This window comes from Albidovulum sediminicola (assembly GCF_025751575.1).
Classification (GTDB): Bacteria; Pseudomonadota; Alphaproteobacteria; order Rhodobacterales; family Rhodobacteraceae; genus Albidovulum; species Albidovulum sediminicola.
The window spans coordinates 174,542-194,456 of the sequence record NZ_JAOWLA010000007.1 but is presented as its reverse complement, the minus strand read 5'-3'; the positions used below and the strand labels follow the sequence as shown (position 1 = coordinate 194,456).

The window sequence follows — 19,915 nt, the reverse complement described above, 5'->3', positions numbered from 1 at the left end:
ACGGCACGCGGCAACCTATGGGGACGGGCCGCCTGCCGTCAATCCGGGGGCACTCACCTCAGGACGCCCGCCGCGCCTCGGGCCATTGATCCGCGCCTGCGGCCGCGTTCAGCCAGGCCCGCACATAGGCGGGGCCGGTCGGAACGATGCCGGAGGGGTTCAGCGCCTTGATGGAGTAGTAACCACGCGCGATGTGATCCAGATCCACCGTTTCGGCAACGCCCGGCAGGGCAAGCATCCGCTGCACGAAGGCCGAAAGGCGCGGATAGTCCGCGATCTGGCGCCGGTTCGTCTTGAACAGCCCGTGATAGGCGGTGTCAAAGCGGATGAGCGTCACGAAGGCGCGGATGTCGCTTTCCGTCGGCGCGTCGCCAAAGAGGAAGTCGCGGGTCAGCCGTGCCTCAAGCTCGTCGAGCATGTCGAAGACATCGGCGACCGCCTCCTCATAGGCCAGTTGGGTGGTCGCGAAACCGGCGCGGTAGACCCCGTTGTTCAGCTTCCGGTACAGGCGCGGGTTCAGCGCGTCGATCGCAGCGGCCTGCGCGGCGGGATAAAGGCGCAGATGCGACGGGACCAGATGTTCGAAGGCGGTGTCGAAGATCCGCACGATGTCGGCGCTTTCGTTGTTCACCATGACGTTGCGGTGTTGGTCCCAAAGCACAGGGACGGTCGCGCGCCCGGTGTAGTGGGGATCGGCGCGGGTATAGATCTCGTGCAGGTGGCGGACACCGAAAAGCGGGTCCTCCTCCGCGCCGGGACCGCCACCGAAACGCCAGCCCTGATCGGTCAGTTCCGGGTTCAGGACGGTCACCGGAATGACCTGGTCGAGACCCTTGAGCTTGCGCGCGATCAATGTCCGCGAGGCCCAGGGGCAGATCAGCGCGACATAGAGCCGGTAGCGCCCGGCCTCGGCGGCGAAACCGCCCTCGCCGGTCGGACCGGCGCTGCCGTCCGGGGTGATCCAGTTGCGAAACTCCGACACCTGCCGGATGAAACGGCCCTGATCGTCGGCTTTCTGGACCGGTTGCCAGTCCTCGGTCCATTTTCCATCGACAAGCATGGCTTTTCCTTTCAGGCGGTGTGAAAAACGAAGGAGCGCATCGAGACCGACCCGAGGTCGATCGAAGCGTTCATGAAGGTCAGGTCGTCGCGTTCGTCGGACGCGCCCGCCACGGTCAGCGCGGGCATGTAGTGATCGACCGTCGGATGCGCCATCCTGAGGAGCGTCCCCAGCCCTTCGTGATCCGCCAGCGCCGCGAAGTCGCGCGCCACCAGACGATCGGTGAACAGCCCGTCGAATTCGAGGGCGAAGTCCAGCGGCTGCCCGCCAAAGCGCATCGTGCGCAGGTTATGGACGACGTTGCCCGACCCGAGGATCAGCACCCCCCGGTCCCGCAATTCGGAAAGCGCCTGGCCGACCTCAAGCTGGTAGTCGAGCCCGCGCGTCATGTCGATCGAGACCTGGAAGACGGGGACATCGGCGCCGGGATACAGAAACTTCAGGATCGTCCAGGCGCCGTGGTCAAGGCCCCAGGTGTCGTCCTCTGCGCCGTGGTGGCTGGCCAGAAGCGTGACGACTTCTCGCGCAAGCTTCGGATCGCCCGGCGCCGGATAGGTTTCGCGGTAAAGCGCCTCGGGGAAGCCGTAGAAATCGTGGATGGTGCGCGGCAGGGCGGAGACATCGACAAGGGTCGTGCCCCGGCTCATCCAGTGCGCCGACACCACCAGCACCGCCTTGGGGCGCGGCAGGTTACGGCCAAGCTCCGACCAGGCGCGGCTGTACTGGGTCTCCTCGATGGCGTTCATCGGGCTGCCGTGACCGAGAAAGACGAGCGGCATGCGCGCACTCGGATCAAGGCTGTCGCGCAGGTTTCTCAGGGCGTGTGCGGTGCTCATGGCGACGCTCCGGCAAAAGGGATGGGCCGCCCTCAGGGCCGGCCCGGATGGTCAGGCGAACTGGCCGAGGGCGCGGTCCAGGACCGGCAGGCGGAACGCGAAGGCGCCACGGCCAAGAAGCGCGATGGCAAGCTGCGCGACGCTCCAGAAGAGCGGGAATTCCCAGCCGCCGCCGGCGCTCGAGAACATCCAGCCGTTGCCGGCATGGGCCCAGGTCGCGCCCAAGAGGACCGGGATCAGCGCGAGCGAGACGACGCGGGTGCCGACGCCAAGGATCAGCGCGGCGCCGCCGCCGACCTCGGCCAGGATGGTCAGGTAGGCGAAGATGCCAGGGAGCCCGAGGCTTTCGAAGTACCCGACGGTGCCGGGCAGGGTGAAGACGAAGACCTTCAGCAGGCCATGCGCCACGAAGAGGCCCCCGCTGGCAACGCGAAGAACGAGGGCGGCGTAGTCGGAAGCGGTATTCTGAGTCATCTGATTTCTCCGGGAAAGGCGGCGTCAGGCCGCGAGAAGTTGGGGTGCGATTTCGGTGCCCTTGCCTAGGACATAGCCGAACTGGATGTTGAGGAAGCCAAGCGGCTCCAGGTAGCGGGCGTTCTTCAGCGGCCCGGCATCGACCGGTTCAAGCCCGATCCCGGCCGCAAGCGCCTTGACGGTTTCGCGGGCGCCTTCGTCGTCGGAGGCCACAAAGGTCTGAAGCGGCTGCGCGCCGATCTTCAGGCCGCTGGCGTAGTGCTGGGCGAAGATCGTGTTGAAGGCCTTCACGACCGAGGCGCCGGGCAGAAGCCGTGCGATCTCCTCGGCGGCGGAGGTCAGGTGGCCGACCTGGAGGCCCGAGAAGTCCTCGGTCACCGGGTTCGACACATCGACCACGACCTTGCCGGCGAAACCGGCGCGTCCCGCCAGATTGCCAGCGGCGCCGTAGGGCGTTGCCAGGATCACCACCCCGGCGGCGCCGACGGCCTGCGCCAGATCGTCGTCACGCCCGACGACGGTGACGTCATGCCCGGCCCGCGACAGGACCCCTGCCAGACCGGAGCCGACGTTTCCATTTCCAATGATAGCGATGTTCATCTGCTGTCCTTTCCGGGCCCGGCTGGGCGCCTTTTGACTGCACTGAACCTAGTCCTTGCAGACCATCACTGAAATGGAGATTATATGGAATGACTGCCCACATTTTGTTCTCAATAGGGTTGAACCGATGGACACGATCGCGCAACTCAGGGCCTTTGTCGCGACGGCGCAGACCGGCTCCTTCACCGCTGCTGCCGACCAGCTTGGGACCTCGAACCGGCTGACCTCGAAGTATGTGGCGGAACTTGAGCAACGCCTTGGGCTGCGTCTGTTCCAGCGCACGACGCGAAAGGTCGGCCTGACGCCTGCGGGCGAGGACATGCTGGCGCGGGCACCCGCCCTGCTGGACGACCTCGATGACCTGCTGAGCGGCGCGTCCGAAGGGTCGCGCGGGTTCACCGGCGTCATCCGCATCACGGCCCCTGTGACCTTCGGGGAACTCTATGTGGCAGGAATGCTGGGGCGCTTTGCGGAGCAGCACCCAAACCTGACCATGGATCTGCGGCTTAGCGACCGTTTCGTCGACCTCGCGGCCGAGGGGATCGACCTTGGCTTCCGCATCGGGCGAACCGACACGCTGTCGATCAAGAGCCGCAAGCTCGGCACCTTGCAGACCTTTCTGGTGGCAAGCCCCGATTACCTCGCCCGGTCGGGAACGCCCCGGACGCCCGAGGAGCTTGCCGCCCATGCCTGCATCGTCGACACGAACCGCCGCGATCCCCGGCGCTGGACCATGGAGCACGGCGGCGAAGAAATCGCCGTGGCGGTCGAAGGCCGGTTCCTCGTCAATTCAGCCCGCGCCGCCTGCATCCTTGCGGCGGAAGGAAAGGGGATCGCCTTCGCGCCCAGGTTCGCGGCCTGCGAGGACCTGGCCGCCGGACGGCTGACGACACTGCTTGACGACTACACCGGCGCCGCGGCCCCGGTCAGCGCCGTCTACCTCGAAGGGCGAAGGCTGCCTCGGAAGATCCGCGCGCTGATCGATTTCGCCTCCGCCGACATCCGCTCGGCAGACCTACTGTGACGAAGCCGGGCCAACGCCCAGGCGCGTCGGGACTGACGCGCAAGCCCCCCTCCCCGACCTAGCGCTTGCGCGGGCGCGGCGCGTCCTGGCCGCCCGCGCGCGGGCCGGCGGGCTTGCGCGGCTTTCCCTTGGCCGCCCATTTGGCATCGCCCTTGGTGCCCGTGGGCTTGTGCGCGGACTGGGGCTTCTTGCCGGGTTTCGGACCTGCCTTCGGCTCATACTTGGCCTTGCGCTTCTTCGGCGCGCCTTCGGTCGACGCAGGCATGGGGGCCGCGCCGTCATCGGCGTGCCAATCGGACGCCGGCGCCGCGTCCTTGCGGGGCTTGCGGTCCTGCCAGGGCTTGCGATCCTCGCGCGCCGGCGCTTCCCGGTTCCAAGCGCCCGGTGCGGGTTTCGCGGGCCTGGGTTTCTCGTGCCTGGGCTTCGCGGGTCCGGCGTCGTCACGCGCCCGGAAAGGCTTGCCACCTTCGGGGCGCGGTTTGCGCGCGGGCCGGGCGAACTCCGGCAGCCCGTCGAGCGCACGCACCCGAATGCCGTCAGAGATCTCGCCGTCCGGGCCAAGCGCGGCCATGAGTTGCCCGACGCTCGCCTCCGCGATCTCGACGAAGGACTCGGTGTCCTGAACGCGGATCGCGCCGATCGCGGCTTTCTCCAGGTCTGCGCTGCGCCGCAGAAGCGGCAGAAGCCAGCGCGGTTCCGCCCGCGCGTCACGCCCGACCGAAAGCGCGAACCAGCGGCTGGGGCCGAAGTCCTTGTGATCGCGCGGGGCGGGCATGTCGGGGGGCAACAGGTCCTCGGGCGCGGCATGGCGCGACTGGTGAAGGCGGTAGAAGGCCGCTGCGACCGCCTCGGCCCCGTGGCGCGACAGGAGCTTGGCGGCGAATTCCGCCTGGTCGTCGGTGATCGGGTCCCGCCATGCCGGATCGGTCAGAAGGCGTTCCTCGTCACGGCGGATGATCTCATCGGCCGAGGGCGGGACCGTCCATTCAGCCGTCAGCTTCGCCCATTTCAAGAGCCGCTCTGCTTGCTTGGCCACGCGCGGCGGCACGATCAGGGCCGAAATCCCCTTGCGCCCGGCGCGCCCCGTCCGGCCGGACCGGTGCAGCAGGCTTTCGGTATTGGTGGGAAGGTCGGCATGAACGACGAGGTTGAGGTTCGGCAGATCGATCCCGCGCGCGGCGACATCGGTCGCCACGCAGACCCGCGCGCGCCCATCGCGCATCGCCTGTAGGGCATGGCTGCGCTCGGCCTGGCTGAGTTCGCCCGACAGGGTCACGACGGCGAGGCCACGGTTGGTCAGGCGGGCACTCAGATGGCTGACCGCTGCACGGGTATTGGCGAAGACGATGGCGCTTTCGCTGTCGTGATAGCGCAGCAGGTTGAAGACGGCATTGTCAGCGTCAGAGGCCGCGACGCGCAACACCTTGTAGCTGATGTCGGCATGCTGTTCGGACTTGTTGATCGTCGAGATCCGCCGCGCGTCGCGCTGGAATTGTTCCGCCAGCTTGGCGATCATCGGAGACACGGTGGCCGAGAACAGAAGCGTGCGGCGCTCCTCGGGCGCGGAGCCCAAAAGGAACTCCAGATCCTCGCGGAAGCCGAGGTCCAGCATCTCGTCCGCCTCGTCCAGGACCACGGCCCGGATATCGCCCAGGTCAAGCGCGCCGCGACGGACGTGATCGCAAAGCCGGCCCGGCGTGCCCACGACGATATGCGCGCCGCGTTCCAGCGCGCGACGTTCCTGGCGCGCGTCCATGCCCCCCACGCAAGAGGCGACGACCGCCCCAGTGCGCGCGTAAAGCCAGCGCAGTTCCTGCATCACCTGGAAGGCCAGTTCGCGTGTCGGCGCGACGACAAGGGCCAGCGGCGTCGCGGCGGGGCCGAACCGCTCCTCCCCCCCGAGGAGGGTCGGCGCGATGGCAAGGCCGAAGCCCACCGTCTTGCCCGAGCCGGTCTGGGCGGAAACCAGCAGGTCCGCCTCGGCCAGATCGGGCGCGCTCACGGCCTCCTGCACGGGGGTGAGGGTATCGAAGCCGCGTTCGGCGAGGGCTTCGGAAAGGGCAGTGATCATGGCGTCCAGAATCCAACAGGGGCGGCGGCAGGCGGCAGTTGCCGCCCAAACGACAGGGAAGCCGCGTCTGTAACGGGGCTTTCAGCAGAAGTATATCTGCCATTTCGCGTAGCGGGCGGAAAAGCGTCAGACGCCGCCAGATTAGCCCCTGCGGTCGGCCGTCAGCCCCAGACCGCCTCGAATTCCCGCCACTCGCCCTTCGACATGCCAGAGCTTTCCTGCGTCACCGCCTCGCCCGCCAGGCGCCGCTTCAGCACCTCGACCCCCTTGGCCGAGACGGTCGCGCCGCCCATACGGTAGTCCTCGAACGCCGCATAGGCGAGCGGGACCCAGTCCTTGACGATGCCGCACATCGTCTCGGCATAGGCGCGGATCTCATACTGCGCATGGGCGTCGGCCCGCAGGCGCAGGAAGTGGAAGAGGTTGTGCAGATCGACCTTCCAGTACCACTGGGTATAGACGTTCGCGGGCAGGTTCATGCGGGCAAGCTCTCGGGCAAGGCCCTTCTGACCCTCCTGGCTCAGCATGTTCTCATAATGATCATAGGCGCGCATGGCGTCGTCGCGCAGGATGTCGAGCACGCGCTGCGCCTCATCGCCCTCAAGCAATTCGCCGCGGCCCTGGTTGTTCACCGTCGATTGCGCGGCCAGTTGTTCGGGCGCGGGAATGTAGAATTCGCGGTCGAGGATCGAATAACGCGCGGAGTATTCGTTCACGTTCGCGGTGCGATGACGGATCCATTGGCGGGCGACGAAGACCGGCAGCTTGACGTGGAACTTGACCTCGCACATCTCGAACGGGGTCGAGTGCCAGTGCCGCATCAGGTAGCGGATCAGCCCCTCGTCGTTCTGCACCGCCTTGGTGCCGCGTCCGTAGCTGACGCGCGCGGCCTGCGTGATCGCCGCGTCGTCGCCCATGTAGTCGATGACGCGGACAAGGCCATGGTCCAGCACCTCATGCGCGACATAGAGGTGGCGCTCCATGCCCTCCGAGGTGGCGCGCAAGGTGGGGCGCGTGGTGGCGCGGGCCTCGGCGATCTCGGCCAGTTGTTCGGGGGTGAGGGTCATCGGGGCATCCTCCGGATCATCGAATCGTCATACACCTTATCTTGATGCGGCGGCGCGCAACACCACGATGGAATGTATGGGGCCGCTTTTTTCCGTATGGCTTGGAAAACAGCGGCGGGGTGCTAGTCTGGGCGGTGAAGAAAGGCGGTCACCGATGACGATCCGATATCTGCACACGATGGTCCGGGTTCTCGACCTGGAAAAGTCCATGGCGTTCTACACACTCCTCGGGCTGAAGGAGACCCGGCGCTGGGACAACGAGGGCGGGCGCTTCACGCTCGTCTTCATGGCCCCGCCGGGCCAGGAGGACTGCCCGGTGGAACTGACCTGGAACTGGGATGGGGACGAGGGGTTGCCCTCGGACAGCCGGCATTTCGGGCACCTCGCCTATGAGGTCGATGACATCTACGCCACCTGCGCGCATCTCCAGGCCAACGGGGTAACGATCAACCGGCCACCGCGCGACGGGCGGATGGCTTTCGTGCGCTCCCCCGACAACATCTCGATCGAACTTCTCCAGAAAGGGCAGGCGAAAGCGCCGGCGGAACCTTGGGTCAGCATGGGCAATACCGGGCACTGGTAGCGGCAGCGACGCTGGCGCTTTGGGCGGGGCCCGGCTGGGGCGCCTGCCGGCTTGCGCTGGCGCTCGGGTTCGACGTGTCGCGCTCGGTCGATGCGCAGGACTACGCGATCCAGCGCGACGGCATCCTGGCGGCCCTCGCGGCACCGGAAATCGTCCGGGCGCTTCTGGGGTCGGAGGACCACGTTCGCCTGGCGCTTTACGAATGGTCGGGACAGGGGGCGCAGGCGATGGTCCTGGACTGGACGGAAGTGACATCGCAGGCCGACATCGACGCGATCTCGGCGCGAATCGCCGCTTATGCCCGGTCCGAAGACAGGCTACCCACCGCGCTGGGAGAGGCGCTGGATTACGGCCTCGACCTGTTGAACCGGGCGGGCGACTGTCCGGCCCGCACGCTCGACATCTCGGGCGACGGGCGCAACAACGATGGCGACGGTCCGGACATTGTCCGGGCGCGCCGCGACCCGGGTGGCGTTCTGGTCAACGGGCTCGCGATCGGCGGTCACGAGGCGGATATCGCGGTCTACTATCGGGAGCACCTGATCAGCGGCAAGGGCGCCTTCGTCGAGGTCGCGCGCATCCATGCCGACTTCCCCCGCGCCTTTCGCCGCAAGCTGGAACGGGAGTTGACCGAACAGCTTCTGGGCCGCGTCGAGACCCGAGGGGATCGAGGGTGAGGGCCTTGGCGATCGCGCTGGCGCTGGCCGCGCCCCCCGCAGCGGCATCGGACTGCCGCCTCGCGCTTGCCTTGGGGCTCGATGTCTCCGCCTCGGTCGATGCGCAGGAATATGCGTTGCAGCGCGACGGGCTGGCGGCCGCTCTCCTGTCTCAGGAGGTGAAGGAGGCGCTGTTTTCCGTCGACGGCCAATGGGTTGCGCTCGCCGTCTATGAATGGAGCGGTCGCTGGCAGCAGGCGATGGTGCTGGACTGGACCCCGATCCGGGACGAGGCCGACCTGACCCGCGCCGCCGAAGGGGTCGCGGCGGCAGAGCGCAGCTTCGACGAATATCCGACCGCCCTTGGCGCGGGCCTCGGCTACGGGGCCATGTTGCTCGGCCGGGCTCCGGACTGCGACCGCCGCACGCTCGACATCTCGGGCGACGGGGTCAACAACGAGGCCTTCGCCCCCTCCGACGCCTACCGGGCCTTTCCGTTCGGCGACACGCTGGTCAACGGGCTCGTCATCACAGGCGCGGACCCGGACGTGGTGCCGTTCTACCTGTCCAACGTCCTGCGTGGCCCCGGCGCCTTCCTGGAACAGGCGGGTGACTACGGCGACTACGAGGCCGCGATGGCGCGCAAGCTGCGGCGGGAGATCGGGTTCGCGGTCATCGGGTTTCGCGAAAGCGCCAAGGGTGACGAAGGTTAACGGCGGCCTCCGCCGGCATTCGCGCCGGACGACCGGCCCGGTCCACTAGTAGATGTAGCGGATCTGGTCGCTCCAGTAACGCTCCAGCCGTTTCAGCGTGGTATTCGTTTCTTCCGCGGTCAGCCGGGCGATCAGGCCGCGCGCCTCCATCGCCTCGGCATGTCGGCGGAAGAGCGCCGCGACGGTATCACGCACCCGCCGCCCCTCGCCCGTCAGCCGCACCCGCACCGAGCGGCGATCGACGGTCGAACGTTCATGATGCATGTAGCCACCCTCGACCAGCTTGCGTAGGTTGTAGCTGACGTTCGAGCCCTGATAGTAGCCACGGGTCTTGAGTTCGCCCGCCGTTACCTCCGAATCGCCGATATTGAAGAGCAGAAGGGCCTGAACCGAGTTGACCTCAAGAATGCCAAGCCGCTCAAACTCGTCCTTGATCAGGTCAAGAAGCAGGCGATGAAGCCGTTCGAGCAGGCCCAGCGTCTCCAGATAGCCCCTCAGGAACCCAGCCTGCGGGGTCTCCTCCAGGGTTGCATGAATGGTCATCCGCACCTCCGCAGTCCGTTGGTCACGGTGCAGACTGCGGCCGAAAGCCGAAATTTTGGTTAAATGCGCAGGGCCTCAGCGCGCCGGGCCATGCCGGGCCCGGGCGAAGGCCGAAATTTCCGCGACGATGGTCTGGAGACCCGGCGGCGCATCGGCGCCGCCGGTCATCCAAGGGTAGATATCCTGGTCGTTCTCGGCCAGGAGCCTTTCATAGAGGTCAAGCGTCTCGGGCCGCATCGAGGCCAGATGCGCGTCGGCATAGGGGCCAAGGATCAGGTCCATCTCCTTGGTTCCCCTACGCCAGGAGCGCATGGACAGGCGTTTGAGCCGGGCCTCGTGCGGTTCGCTCATGCGGCCTCCTGCGCGACGATCCGCTCCAGCCGGTTTTGCAGTTCGGCGACGCGCCCCGCGATTTCAGCCGCGTCGCGGCGCAGCACCCGCAGGTCGCCCAGCAGGCGGGGTAGTTCGCCCCCGTCATTGGCGCCCGGCGCGGCGACGCCCTGCCCCCTGCCGGTCAGAAGCCACATGAGCGAAACGCCAAGCATCCCGGCCATCATCTGAAGTCGGTTCGCGCGGGGTTCCATGGCGTCCTCTTCCCAGTGGCGAACCGTCCTGAGCTTGACGCCCAGGCGCTGCGCGAATTCCTCCTGTGCGAGGCCTTGTGCCTCGCGCGCGGCGGCCAGCCGGTCGCCAAAGGTGGCGATGTCGTTGGCGTACCATCCGTCATCGGTTACGTCGGACATGATATCTCCTCTCGTTGCCGCTTGATCAGTTTCAGGCGCCAACCTATGACATGACCCCGGCAATTACAAACCGGAGAACCCCGATGGCCTTCCTGTCCGACACATTGGCCCGCGTCAAACCGTCGCCCACCATCGCCGTGACGACCAAGGCCCAGCAGCTGAAGGCCGAAGGCAAGGACGTGATCGGCCTCGGCGCGGGCGAGCCCGACTTCGACACGCCGCAGAACATCAAGGACGCGGCCAAGCGCGCGATCGACGCGGGCAAGACGAAATACACCGCCGTCGATGGCATCCCCGAACTGAAGGCCGCGATCTGCCGTAAGTTCGAACGCGAGAACGGGCTGAAGTACACGCCCTCGCAGATCACGGTCGGCACCGGCGGCAAGCAGATCCTCTACAACGCGCTGATGGCGACCTGCAATCCGGGCGACGAGGTGATCATCCCCGCGCCCTACTGGGTCAGCTATCCCGACATGGTGCTGCTGGCCGGCGGCACGCCCGTCACGGTCGAATGCGGAATCGAAACCGATTTCAAGCTGACGCCCGAAAAGCTTGAAGCCGCGATCACGCCGAAGACCAAGTGGTTCATCTTCAACTCGCCCTCGAACCCCACGGGCGCGGGCTACACGGCGGCGGAGCTGAAGGCGCTGACCGACGTTCTGATGCGCCACCCCCATGTCTGGATCATGTCGGACGACATGTACGAACACCTCGTCTTCGACGACTTCAAGTTCGCGACCCCGGCCGAGGTCGAACCGGGGCTTTTCGACCGCACGCTGACCTGCAACGGCGTGTCGAAGGCCTATGCGATGACGGGCTGGCGGATCGGCTACGCGGGCGGGCCGGTGCAACTGATCAAGGCCATGGGCACGATCCAGTCGCAGTCGACCTCGAACCCCTGCTCGGTCTCCCAATACGCTGCGGTCGAAGCGCTGGACGGGCCGCAGGGCTTCCTGACGGACAACAAGGCGCTGTTCCAGCGCCGCCGCGACCTGGTCGTGTCGATGCTGAACCAGGCGAGCGGCATCACCTGCCCGCGGCCTGAGGGCGCCTTCTACGTCTACCCCGACATCTCGGGCTGCATCGGCAAGACCTCGGCCGGCGGCACGGTCATCAACGATGACGAGGCCTTCGCGGCGGCCCTTCTGGAGGAAACCGGCGTCGCGGTCGTCTTCGGCGCGGCCTTCGGCGTCTCCCCCAACTTTCGCGTCAGCTACGCGACCTCGGACGCGGCGCTGGAGGAAGCCTGCCGCCGCATCCAGAGCTTCTGCGCCGGCCTGACCTGATCGGGGCGAGGCGGCATCACTCAGGGAGGAAAAGGAGGCCCGTCATGGTGAAATCTTCGCGCTTCTGGGACCGTGCCGCCAGGAAATACGCCGCCGCGCCGATCGCGGACATGACGGCCTATGACTATACGCTTGGCCGGATGCGGGAACGCCTCCGGCCAACGGACCGGGTGCTGGAGATCGGATGCGGCACGGCCAGCACCGCACTTCAGCTTGCCCCCTCGGTCGGTCACTACCTCGCGACCGATTATTCGGCGGCGATGGTCGAGATCGGCCGGGCGAAATGCGCCGAAGCCGGGCTGAGCAACCTTGAGGTGGCGCAGGCGAGCCTTGACGACGGGCGCCTTCCCGGGGGGCAGTTCGACGTGATCCTGGCGCTGAACATGCTCCACCTCGCGGACGATCCGGCGGCAGCCATCGCGCAGATCCGCGACCGTCTAGCCCCCGGCGGTCTCTTCATCTCGAAGACCGCGTGCCTGTGCGGCCCCTGGCGGCTCATGTGGCCTGCCGTGTCGCTCATGCGGGCGATCGGCAAGGCGCCGCCGGTGCACTTCTTCTCGCCCGGTTGGCTCGAAGGCACGGTGCGCGCCGCCGGGTTCGACATCCTGGAATCAGGCGATTTCCCCAAGCGCCCGCCGCGCCGCTTCATCGTCGCGCGCAGGCGCTGATCGGGCTTTGACAGCCTGCGCGGGCCTGCCTAGTCTGACCGCGACAAGGGGCGCGGAAATGAACGATCTGCCAGAGCTTTACTTCCGCATCCGCGAAAACGGCGCGGCGGTGTTTCGCATCGACACCGAGAACCGCATGCGCCGGATCGAGATGGAGCAGATCGCCGTCGTCAACACCCGCAATGGCGAGATCAAGCCGCAGGGCGGGCGGGCGCTGCCCGACCACGAGATGGCCCGGATCCGGGACTGGCTGCGCGACCGCCAGGCGCTTCTGGCGCGGCGCGACACCGACGACATTCTCAGGACCGTCGACCATCTCAACCAGACCGCGCACTGGGCGCAGACGCGGGCGAGCGATGCGCAGCTGGCGCAGGTGACAGACGCGCTCTTGCTGGCGATGCACGACCTGCGTTCCGTCCTGGTTCGGAAGAAGGCGGAGCGGGCAGACCCGGATCAGGCAGGCTAAGCGGTCAGGCGGGCTGGACCTCGGAGCCGCGCCAACGCCAGAACCGCAGCATCAGCAGCACCGCCGCGACCACGAGCCCCACCACGAGACCGAGCCACAGACCAATGCCCCCCATGCCGAGCCTGAAGGCCAGAATGTAGCTCACCGGAATCCCGATCAGCCAGTAACTGACCGAGGCGATGATCATGGGCACCCGCGTATCGTGAATTCCCCTCAGCAGCCCCAGCGCCATGACCTGCGCGCTGTCGGCCATCTGGAAAAGCGCGGCCACCGCCAGAAGCCCGGTCGCATAGGCGATGATCTCGCCCCCCTGGGGGTTAGCGGGGTCGAGGAACAGGCCGATCAGCAGCCCGGGAAAGGCCAGAAAGACAATCACGGTGGCCATGGCGAATCCTGTCGACATCACGATTGCCACGCGCGCGCCGTCGCGCAGCCCCTCGACATCGCCCATGCCAAAGGCGCGCCCCGCGCGGACCGTCGCCGCGTTCGACAGGCCGAGGTGGACCATGAAGGTGATCGCGGCAAGCTGCAGCGCGATCCCGTGCGAGGCAAGCTCCACCGCGCCGATCCAGCCCATCATGATCGCCGCCGCCTCGAAGAGGCCGCTTTCGAAAAGGCCCGTCAGGCCGATTGGCCAGCCCAGCCGGAAGACCTGTCTCAGAACCGTGCCGTCCGGACGCCAGAACCGCACGAAAAGATGGAAGCGGCGCAATTCGTGGTGGAACGAGGCATAAAGCGCAAGCAGCCCCATCATCAGGAATTGCGTCGCGACCGAGGCGATGGCCGCCCCCTTTACCCCCAGTTCCGGCGCGCCCCAGTTGCCGAAGATCAGCAGCCAGTTGAGGAAGATGTTCAAGAGCACCCCCGCGAGGGTGGCCCAAAGGACCACGCCCGCGCGCTCAAGCGCCGAGAGCAGGCTTCTGAGCGCGACCACGACCAGGGCGGGCAACATGCCAAGCCCGGCGATGCGCAGGTAATCCTGCCCCAACTCCGCCACGCGCGGCTCCTGCCCCACCGCATGCAGCAGGCGCCCCGACCACCAGAAGAACGGCACCGTCAGCAGCGCGAACCCAATCGAGAGCCAAAGCCCCATGCGGGTATCGCGGCGTACCTGCACCTCGTCCCCGCGCGCCAGTGACGAGGCGACCATGGGCATCACGGCCTGCGCAAAGCCCGATCCCAGGATGAAAACGACGAAGAAGGTCGACGATCCGATGACGACGGCGGCAAGCTCGACCGTGCCGTACCGCCCCACCATGACGGTATCGGCCACATGCAACGCCATTTGCGCGATGTTCGACCCGATGAGCGGCAGGCCCAAGGCCAGAAGCGCCCGCGCCTGCGCCGGATATGAAATAGACTTAACCATCACAGACCCTTACAGCCGCACCGGGGCCGGGTCCAGCGGGATGACCTCAGCCGGCGCGCCGCCGCAGCAGGCCCAACAAGCTGCGCCACCCGCCCCGGCGTCTGAGCCGAGCATGGACCTCGGCGATGCACGGGTCGCCGCTGTCGCGCAACTCAAGCCCCGACCGCGCCGCGATCCGCCGCATCGCGGGGTTGGCCTTGCGGAAATAGAGATGCATGTCAGCGAAACCGCGTCGCCGGCCCTCGGCCAGCGCGGCATCGACAAGCGCCTGCCCTATGCCGGCATGACGATGGGCCTCATCGACCGACAGGGCGATTTCGCCCTCGTTTCCCGCCTCGCGCCAGCGGTAAAGTTCGGCAACGCCGACAATCGCGCCATCCTCCACCGCATCGATCACGACCTCCGGCACTGCGGTCTCGGCGTAGCGCTCAAGATGGTCGTCCGACACCAGGGTGAAGAAACGGTTCAACCGCGCCTCCGGTCCGAGGCCCAGAAGATGTGCCTTCAGGCGCGCGCGCCAGCCCGGATCTGCCGGCGAGTGCGGCACCAGACGGATGCCGTTGACTGGAATTGCGGCCATGGCGGCCCCCTGGCAGGCGCCGCCATGCTGCGGCGCAGCATGATGATGGGGCCTGAACACGCGCCTTGCCAGCCCCGCCCGCGCAGGGCTGCCATGCACGGTCCTCAACCCCGGCAGACGGCCGGGGCGTTGTTTCAGGGCTTGCTGCGCCGAAGATCGGGATGGAGCGAGGCGCCCAGAATATGTTCCGCATGCTGGACGACATGGCTGGCGCGTCCGACGATCATCGGGTCTGGGGGCGTGACGACGGTCAAGTCCTTGTCCGGGTAGTCGAGCGACGACAGGAAGTGCTTCATGCAGTTCAGCCGCGCGCGTTTCTTGTCGTTCGACTTCACGATGACCCAGGGCGCGTCCGCCGTATCGGTATAGAAGAACATCGCCTCCTTCGCCTCGGTATAATCGTCCCATTTGTCGAGCGAGGCCTTATCGATCGGCGACAGTTTCCACCGTTTCAGCGGGTCGGTTTCACGCGCCGTGAAACGCCGGCGCTGCTCGTCCCGCGTGACCGAGAACCAGTACTTGTAAAGCCTGATCCCGGAACGGACGAGCATCCGTTCGACCTCTGGCGCCTGACGCATGAATTCGAGGTAATCGGTGGGCGAGCAGAACCCCATGACCCGTTCCACGCCCGCGCGGTTGTACCAGCTGCGGTCATAGAAGACCATCTCGCCCGCTGTCGGAAGGTGCTGGATGTAGCGCTGGAAGAACCACTGGCCCCTCTCCACATCCGAGGGCTTGTTGAGTGCGACGACCCGGGCGAAGCGCGGGTTGAGATGCTCCATATACCGCTTGATGGTGCCGCCCTTGCCGGCCGCATCGCGCCCCTCGAAAAGGATCACGAATTTCTGCCCGGTCTCCTGCGCCCAGATCTGGACCTTCAGAAGCTCGGTCTGAAGCCTGGCCTTCTCCTCTTCATAGGCCTTGGTCGCTAGCTTGTGGGCATAGGGATACTTCCCGGTTTCGAACGCATGCCGGATGGCGTCGGCATTCACGACCGGAAAGGCCTTGGGCCCTTTGCGTGCGGCGGGCGCGGCTTCGGCGGGCGGGGCTTCAGCCTGCGGGGCGTTATCGGGCAGGGCGGTGGGCTTGGCATCCTTGGCGGCAGCGACTTCAAGCGCTTTGGTCATGGTTATTCCTTCCTGTTGCCAATGGCGGACAACTTTCATGGGCGCCTTCCGACCGCGCCATGACTCGTGTCAAAAAACGCCTGCTTCGCTTGAGAGAATCCGGCCTTTGCCGCGTCGGACGACGCTTATCGGAAACCGGATGGACGCACGGGGGTGATGGCGCTTCGCTCGACCGGGCCTTAAAGAGGATTTGACCGCGAGGCCCGACCCGAGGGCCTGCGGATTTCACGGGAGGTGCTTCATGCTTCGTCTACACGGCGTCTATCGGTCGCGCGCCGCGCGCAACATCTGGCTGCTGGAAGAACTCGGCCTGCCCTATGACCATGTTCCCGTGGTCCAGCGCTACCGGCTGACCGACGAAGAGGCCGCGAACCGCCCGCACACCCAGACGCCAGCGTTCAAGGCGCTTTCACCCGCCGCGGCGGTCCCGGTGCTGGAGGATGACGACCTCGTCCTGTCGGAATCGATGGCGATCAACCTGCACCTCGCGCGCACCCGGGGCGGCGATCTTGGCCCCCGCGACACGAGGGAGCAGGCGCTGATGGACGAATGGTCCTTCTACGCCATCACCGCGATCGAGCCCCCGGCGCTTGAGGCGCTTTATGCCGACCAGGCGACCGAGGCCGGGCGCGCGGCCGCGACGGCAGCGGCCGACAGGCTGCGCCGCCCCTTCGCCGTGCTGAACGGCGCATTGGAGGGCAGCGGCTGGCTCGTCGGCGGGCGCTTCACCGTGGCCGACATCAACATGGCGGAGGTCGTCCGCTACGCCATGGCGCTCCCTGGGTTGATCGAGGCATTCCCGGCGATCGCCAACTGGATCGCCGGGCTTCACGCAAGGCCCGCTTTCCAGAAGATGTGGCAGGCGCGCGAGGCGGAGACGTTGTGACGCCCCCGGGGTCAAAGGGGCTTGCGCGCGATGAAGTCTATCAGCGCCGAGCGGCCGGAATGGCCGCGCCCCTCATCGACATCGGCATCAAAGTCCTCTGCCCGCAGGATTTCATAACCGGCAAAGCCGCGGCGCAGCAGGTCGAGCGTGTACATGTTTTCCCGGTAGGGCGGCCCGCCGGTCCCGTATTCTACCTGGCGCGGCGCGTAGCCATGCAGCAACAACAGCCCGCCAGGCGTCAGCGCCCGGTCGATCCGCTCGAACAACTGCGGTTGTCCGGCGGGTCCGACAAACTGGATGAAAATCCCTGCGACCACATCGAACCTGCGCGACCAGTCCCAATCGTCCAGATCACACAGCTGGAATTCGACCGCGACACCCCGCGCCTCGGCCAGTCTTCGGGCCTTGGCAACCGCATTGGGCGCTGAATCGAAGGCCGCGACCTTAAGCCCTTGCCCGGCCAGCCAGACGGAATTGCGCCCTTCGCCGTCCGCGATGACCAGTGCCGTCTGCCCCGGCGCGATACAAGGGCGCGCGCGATGCAGGAAATCGGCCGGCTCGGTCCCGAAAAGATAGTCGTCGCCCGCGTAACGATCATTCCACATGCCACACCCCCGATCCTGCCCGTGATAGTTCCGCGACCGGCCCACGGGATCAAGCCCTGACCGCTTGCCCCTGCCCTGCCCCCGTGGTCTAATCCCCGGCCAACCAGAGCAAAGAGCAGTGCCATGCCGAACGACCTCCTGTCCGCGCGGACGGACGATTACAACGCCCATTCCATTGAGGTCCTCGAAGGTCTGGAGCCGGTGCGCAAGCGGCCGGGCATGTATATCGGCGGCACCGACGAACGCGCGCTGCATCACCTGGTAGCCGAAATCCTCGACAACTCCATGGACGAGGCGGTGGCCGGCCATGCCACGCGGATCGAGGTCGAACTGCACGCCGACTACGCCGTCACCATCCGCGACAACGGCCGCGGCATCCCGATCGACCCGCACCCGAAGTTCCCCGGCAAGTCCGCGCTTGAGGTGATCCTCTGCACCCTGCACGCGGGCGGCAAGTTTTCCGGCAAGGCCTATGAGACCTCGGGCGGCTTGCACGGCGTCGGCGCCTCGGTCGTCAACGCGCTGTCGGATTCCCTGGTGGTCGAGGTCGCGCGCAACAAGGAACTGTTCGAACAGCGGTTTTCACGCGGCATTCCGCAAGGCCCGGTGCAAAAGATCGGCCAGGCGCCGAACCGCCGCGGCACCTCCGTCACCTTCCACGCGGACGAAGAGATCTTTGGCCATCACCGCTTCAAGCCCGCGCGGCTGATGAAGATGGTGCGCTCCAAGGCCTACCTGTTCTCGGGCGTGGAGATCCGCTGGAAATCCGCGATCGAGGATGGCGAGACGCCGAGGGAGGCCGTCTTCCACTTCCCCGGCGGCCTGGCCGACTACCTGGGCGAAAGCCTGAATGGCTCGACGACCTATGCCGACCGGCCCTTCGCGGGCAAGGTCAGCTTCCAGGACAAGTATGGCGAGCCCGGCAGCGTCGAATGGGCGATCAACTGGACGCCCTCCCGCGACGGGTTCATCCAGTCCTACTGCAACACGGTCCCCACGCCCGAGGGCGGCACGCATGAGGCCGGGTTCTGGTCGGCGATCCTGAAGGGCATCCGCGCCTATGGCGACCTGGTCCGGAACCGCAAGGCCGAGACCATCACGCGCGACGACCTGATCACCGGGGGCTGCGCGCTGGTCTCCTGCTTCATCCGCGAACCGCAATTCGTGGGCCAGACCAAGGACCGGCTTGCGACCGAGGCCGCCGCGCGCATGACCGAGGGCGCGGTGCGCGACCATTTCGACAACTGGCTGGCCTCCGACACCAAGTCGGCGGGCGCGATCCTCGACTTCCTGGTGCTGCGGGCCGACGAACGCCTGCGCCGGCGCCAGGAAAAGGAAACCGCGCGCAAATCGGCGACCAAGAAGCTGCGGCTGCCGGGCAAGCTGGTGGACTGTTCGGCCACCAATCGCGAGGGGACGGAGCTTTTCATCGTCGAGGGCGACAGCGCGGGCGGCAGCGCCAAGATGGCGCGGGACCGCACGACGCAGGCGCTTCTGCCGCTTCGGGGCAAGATCCTGAACGTCCTTGGCGCGGCCTCCGCGAAAATGGGCCAGAACCAGGAGATCAACGACCTGTGCCAGGCGCTCGGCTGCGGGATCGGGACCAAGTTCAACCTGGATGACCTGCGCTACGACAAGATCATCATCATGACCGACGCCGACGTGGACGGGGCCCATATCGCCAGCCTGCTGATGACTTTCTTCTTCACCCAGATGCGGCCGATGATCGACAAGGGGCACCTCTACCTCGCCTGCCCGCCGCTTTACCGCCTGACGCAGGGCGCGCGCCGCATCTACGTCGCGGACGATGCGGAGAAGGAGCGGATGATGGAGAAGGGCCTGGGCGGCAAGGGCAAGATCGACGTGCAACGCTTCAAGGGCCTGGGCGAGATGGACGCCAAGGACCTGAAGGACACCACCATGAACCCCGCCACGCGGAAATTGATCCGCGTCAGCATCGACGAGGACGAACCGGGCGAGACCTCGGACCTTGTCGAGCGGCTGATGGGCAAGAAACCCGAGCTGCGGTTCCAGTATATTTCAGAGAACGCGCGGTTCGTGGAGGAGCTGGATGTTTGAGGATAATTAGCAGGATGCCCTACTGGCTTCGCTCAGCTTTATATGTGCTAACATATGTTTTAATTTGGGTGAGTTTTTGCTTGCCACATGTTTTTCAAAATAGACCAGAATCGTTTCAATCATCAGGAACTTTAATCATTGCATGGACAATCCTTTTTATATCTAGGTACCGCGTACGGTACGAAGACTCGCACAAGTCCGCAGAATGGACGGCAATGGTCGCCGCGGTGAATAGGCTCGAAGCCCACAGGAGGATGAACGAAGATCGCTTAAACCTTACGTTTGACCTGCACTCGCTTCAGATCAGCAGGGTTCTGAGAAAGCTCAAGCTAAAGAATGAACTAAAACTAAGCACAGAATCTGAAATTCGGAAACTAAGTAAGAGCATCTCAAAGAGGATTTCTGGTCGAAAGACTTTTCCGCCACCACTAGAAGATGCCTCTCTAAGAGCAGCGATTGCACATCTTCAGAGAAGCCGA

Annotated in this window: 22 protein-coding genes; 9 read left to right on the top strand and 13 right to left on the bottom strand. The window is 66.1% G+C overall.

Annotated elements, in window-relative coordinates:
* Positions 1-58: 58 nt before the first annotated feature.
* From OE647_RS09550 to OE647_RS09535, 4 genes are read right to left on the bottom strand one after another with little or no spacing between them, the layout of a single operon-like run.
* Positions 59-1,060: a glutathione S-transferase family protein gene (locus OE647_RS09550; protein WP_263721503.1), complete on the bottom strand. Its 1,002-nt coding sequence runs from the start codon at positions 1,058-1,060 to the stop codon at positions 59-61.
* Between the two features lie 11 nt (positions 1,061-1,071).
* Positions 1,072-1,896, bottom strand: coding sequence for a 4,5-DOPA-extradiol-dioxygenase (gene ygiD / locus OE647_RS09545; protein ID WP_263721502.1), 825 nt, complete (start codon positions 1,894-1,896; stop codon positions 1,072-1,074).
* Positions 1,897-1,947: 51 nt separating this feature from the next.
* Positions 1,948-2,370 (bottom strand): DoxX family protein, encoded by a 423-nt coding sequence (locus OE647_RS09540; RefSeq protein WP_263721501.1) that lies wholly within the window; start codon positions 2,368-2,370, stop codon positions 1,948-1,950.
* Positions 2,371-2,394: 24 nt separating this feature from the next.
* The gene (locus OE647_RS09535; protein ID WP_263721500.1) at positions 2,395-2,970 is read right to left on the bottom strand and encodes an NADPH-dependent F420 reductase; all 576 of its coding nucleotides are present in this window, start codon (positions 2,968-2,970) and stop codon (positions 2,395-2,397) included.
* 127 nt (positions 2,971-3,097) lie between these two features.
* On the opposite strand from OE647_RS09535, the gene OE647_RS09530 reads away from it, so the two are divergent.
* Complete coding sequence (locus tag OE647_RS09530; protein ID WP_263721499.1) at positions 3,098-3,994, top strand: LysR family transcriptional regulator; 897 nt, start codon at positions 3,098-3,100, stop codon at positions 3,992-3,994.
* 58 nt (positions 3,995-4,052) lie between these two features.
* On the opposite strand, the gene OE647_RS09525 is transcribed toward OE647_RS09530, so the two are convergent.
* Complete coding sequence (locus OE647_RS09525; protein ID WP_263721498.1) at positions 4,053-6,065, bottom strand: DEAD/DEAH box helicase; 2,013 nt, start codon at positions 6,063-6,065, stop codon at positions 4,053-4,055.
* 161 nt (positions 6,066-6,226) lie between these two features.
* Positions 6,227-7,132 carry an FAD-dependent thymidylate synthase gene (gene thyX, locus OE647_RS09520; protein WP_263721497.1) on the bottom strand — a complete coding sequence of 302 codons (906 nt, stop codon included), beginning with the start codon at positions 7,130-7,132 and terminating at the stop codon, positions 6,227-6,229.
* A 154-nt stretch (positions 7,133-7,286) separates the two neighbouring features.
* Between thyX and OE647_RS09515 the strand changes: the two genes are divergently transcribed.
* The 3 genes from OE647_RS09515 to OE647_RS09505 are packed head-to-tail and all read left to right on the top strand — an operon-like array spanning position 7,287 to position 9,084.
* Positions 7,287-7,715: a VOC family protein gene (locus OE647_RS09515; RefSeq protein WP_263721496.1), complete on the top strand. Its 429-nt coding sequence runs from the start codon at positions 7,287-7,289 to the stop codon at positions 7,713-7,715.
* Complete coding sequence (locus OE647_RS09510) at positions 7,682-8,392, top strand: DUF1194 domain-containing protein (RefSeq protein ID WP_263721495.1); 711 nt, start codon at positions 7,682-7,684, stop codon at positions 8,390-8,392. Before OE647_RS09515 ends, OE647_RS09510 begins: the two co-directional genes overlap by 34 nt.
* Positions 8,389-9,084: a DUF1194 domain-containing protein gene (locus tag OE647_RS09505; protein ID WP_263721494.1), complete on the top strand. Its 696-nt coding sequence runs from the start codon at positions 8,389-8,391 to the stop codon at positions 9,082-9,084. The genes OE647_RS09510 and OE647_RS09505 overlap by 4 nt, the downstream gene beginning before the upstream one ends.
* A 45-nt stretch (positions 9,085-9,129) precedes the next feature.
* Here OE647_RS09505 and OE647_RS09500 read toward each other — a convergent pair whose 3' ends face one another.
* The 3 genes from OE647_RS09500 to OE647_RS09490 form a co-directional block, all read right to left on the bottom strand.
* Positions 9,130-9,627: a winged helix DNA-binding protein gene (locus OE647_RS09500; RefSeq protein ID WP_263721493.1), complete on the bottom strand. Its 498-nt coding sequence runs from the start codon at positions 9,625-9,627 to the stop codon at positions 9,130-9,132.
* Between the two features lie 75 nt (positions 9,628-9,702).
* Positions 9,703-9,978 carry an FAD assembly factor SdhE gene (locus OE647_RS09495; protein WP_263721492.1) on the bottom strand — a complete coding sequence of 92 codons (276 nt, stop codon included), beginning with the start codon at positions 9,976-9,978 and terminating at the stop codon, positions 9,703-9,705.
* A complete protein-coding gene (locus tag OE647_RS09490) occupies positions 9,975-10,370 on the bottom strand; it encodes a helix-turn-helix domain-containing protein (protein WP_263721491.1) in 396 nt (131 codons plus the stop codon). Before OE647_RS09490 ends, OE647_RS09495 begins: the two co-directional genes overlap by 4 nt.
* Positions 10,371-10,453: 83 nt before the next feature.
* Here OE647_RS09490 and OE647_RS09485 point away from each other — a divergent pair, with 83 nt between their 5' ends.
* From OE647_RS09485 to OE647_RS09475, 3 genes are read left to right on the top strand one after another with little or no spacing between them, the layout of a single operon-like run.
* Positions 10,454-11,656: a pyridoxal phosphate-dependent aminotransferase gene (locus tag OE647_RS09485; protein WP_263721490.1), complete on the top strand. Its 1,203-nt coding sequence runs from the start codon at positions 10,454-10,456 to the stop codon at positions 11,654-11,656.
* Positions 11,657-11,700: 44 nt separating this feature from the next.
* The gene (locus OE647_RS09480) at positions 11,701-12,324 is read left to right on the top strand and encodes a class I SAM-dependent methyltransferase (RefSeq protein WP_263721489.1); all 624 of its coding nucleotides are present in this window, start codon (positions 11,701-11,703) and stop codon (positions 12,322-12,324) included.
* 58 nt (positions 12,325-12,382) lie between these two features.
* A complete protein-coding gene (locus tag OE647_RS09475; protein WP_263721488.1) occupies positions 12,383-12,790 on the top strand; it encodes a hypothetical protein in 408 nt (135 codons plus the stop codon).
* Positions 12,791-12,794: 4 nt separating this feature from the next.
* On the opposite strand, the gene OE647_RS09470 is transcribed toward OE647_RS09475, so the two are convergent.
* The 3 genes from OE647_RS09470 to ppk2 all read right to left on the bottom strand — a co-directional run bounded on the left by OE647_RS09470 (position 12,795) and on the right by ppk2 (position 15,866).
* The gene (locus OE647_RS09470; protein ID WP_263721487.1) at positions 12,795-14,159 is read right to left on the bottom strand and encodes an MATE family efflux transporter; all 1,365 of its coding nucleotides are present in this window, start codon (positions 14,157-14,159) and stop codon (positions 12,795-12,797) included.
* A gap of 46 nt (positions 14,160-14,205) precedes the next feature.
* A complete protein-coding gene (locus OE647_RS09465; protein ID WP_263721486.1) occupies positions 14,206-14,739 on the bottom strand; it encodes a GNAT family N-acetyltransferase in 534 nt (177 codons plus the stop codon).
* A gap of 134 nt (positions 14,740-14,873) precedes the next feature.
* A complete protein-coding gene (ppk2, locus tag OE647_RS09460) occupies positions 14,874-15,866 on the bottom strand; it encodes a polyphosphate kinase 2 (RefSeq protein WP_263721485.1) in 993 nt (330 codons plus the stop codon).
* A gap of 241 nt (positions 15,867-16,107) precedes the next feature.
* Here ppk2 and OE647_RS09455 point away from each other — a divergent pair, with 241 nt between their 5' ends.
* Complete coding sequence (locus OE647_RS09455; RefSeq protein ID WP_263721484.1) at positions 16,108-16,752, top strand: glutathione S-transferase family protein; 645 nt, start codon at positions 16,108-16,110, stop codon at positions 16,750-16,752.
* Between the two features lie 11 nt (positions 16,753-16,763).
* On the opposite strand, the gene OE647_RS09450 is transcribed toward OE647_RS09455, so the two are convergent.
* A complete protein-coding gene (locus OE647_RS09450) occupies positions 16,764-17,357 on the bottom strand; it encodes an SAM-dependent methyltransferase (RefSeq protein ID WP_263721483.1) in 594 nt (197 codons plus the stop codon).
* 123 nt (positions 17,358-17,480) lie between these two features.
* Here OE647_RS09450 and parE point away from each other — a divergent pair, with 123 nt between their 5' ends.
* Positions 17,481-19,436: a DNA topoisomerase IV subunit B gene (parE, locus tag OE647_RS09445; RefSeq protein ID WP_263721482.1), complete on the top strand. Its 1,956-nt coding sequence runs from the start codon at positions 17,481-17,483 to the stop codon at positions 19,434-19,436.
* The last annotated feature ends 479 nt before the right edge of the window (positions 19,437-19,915 follow it).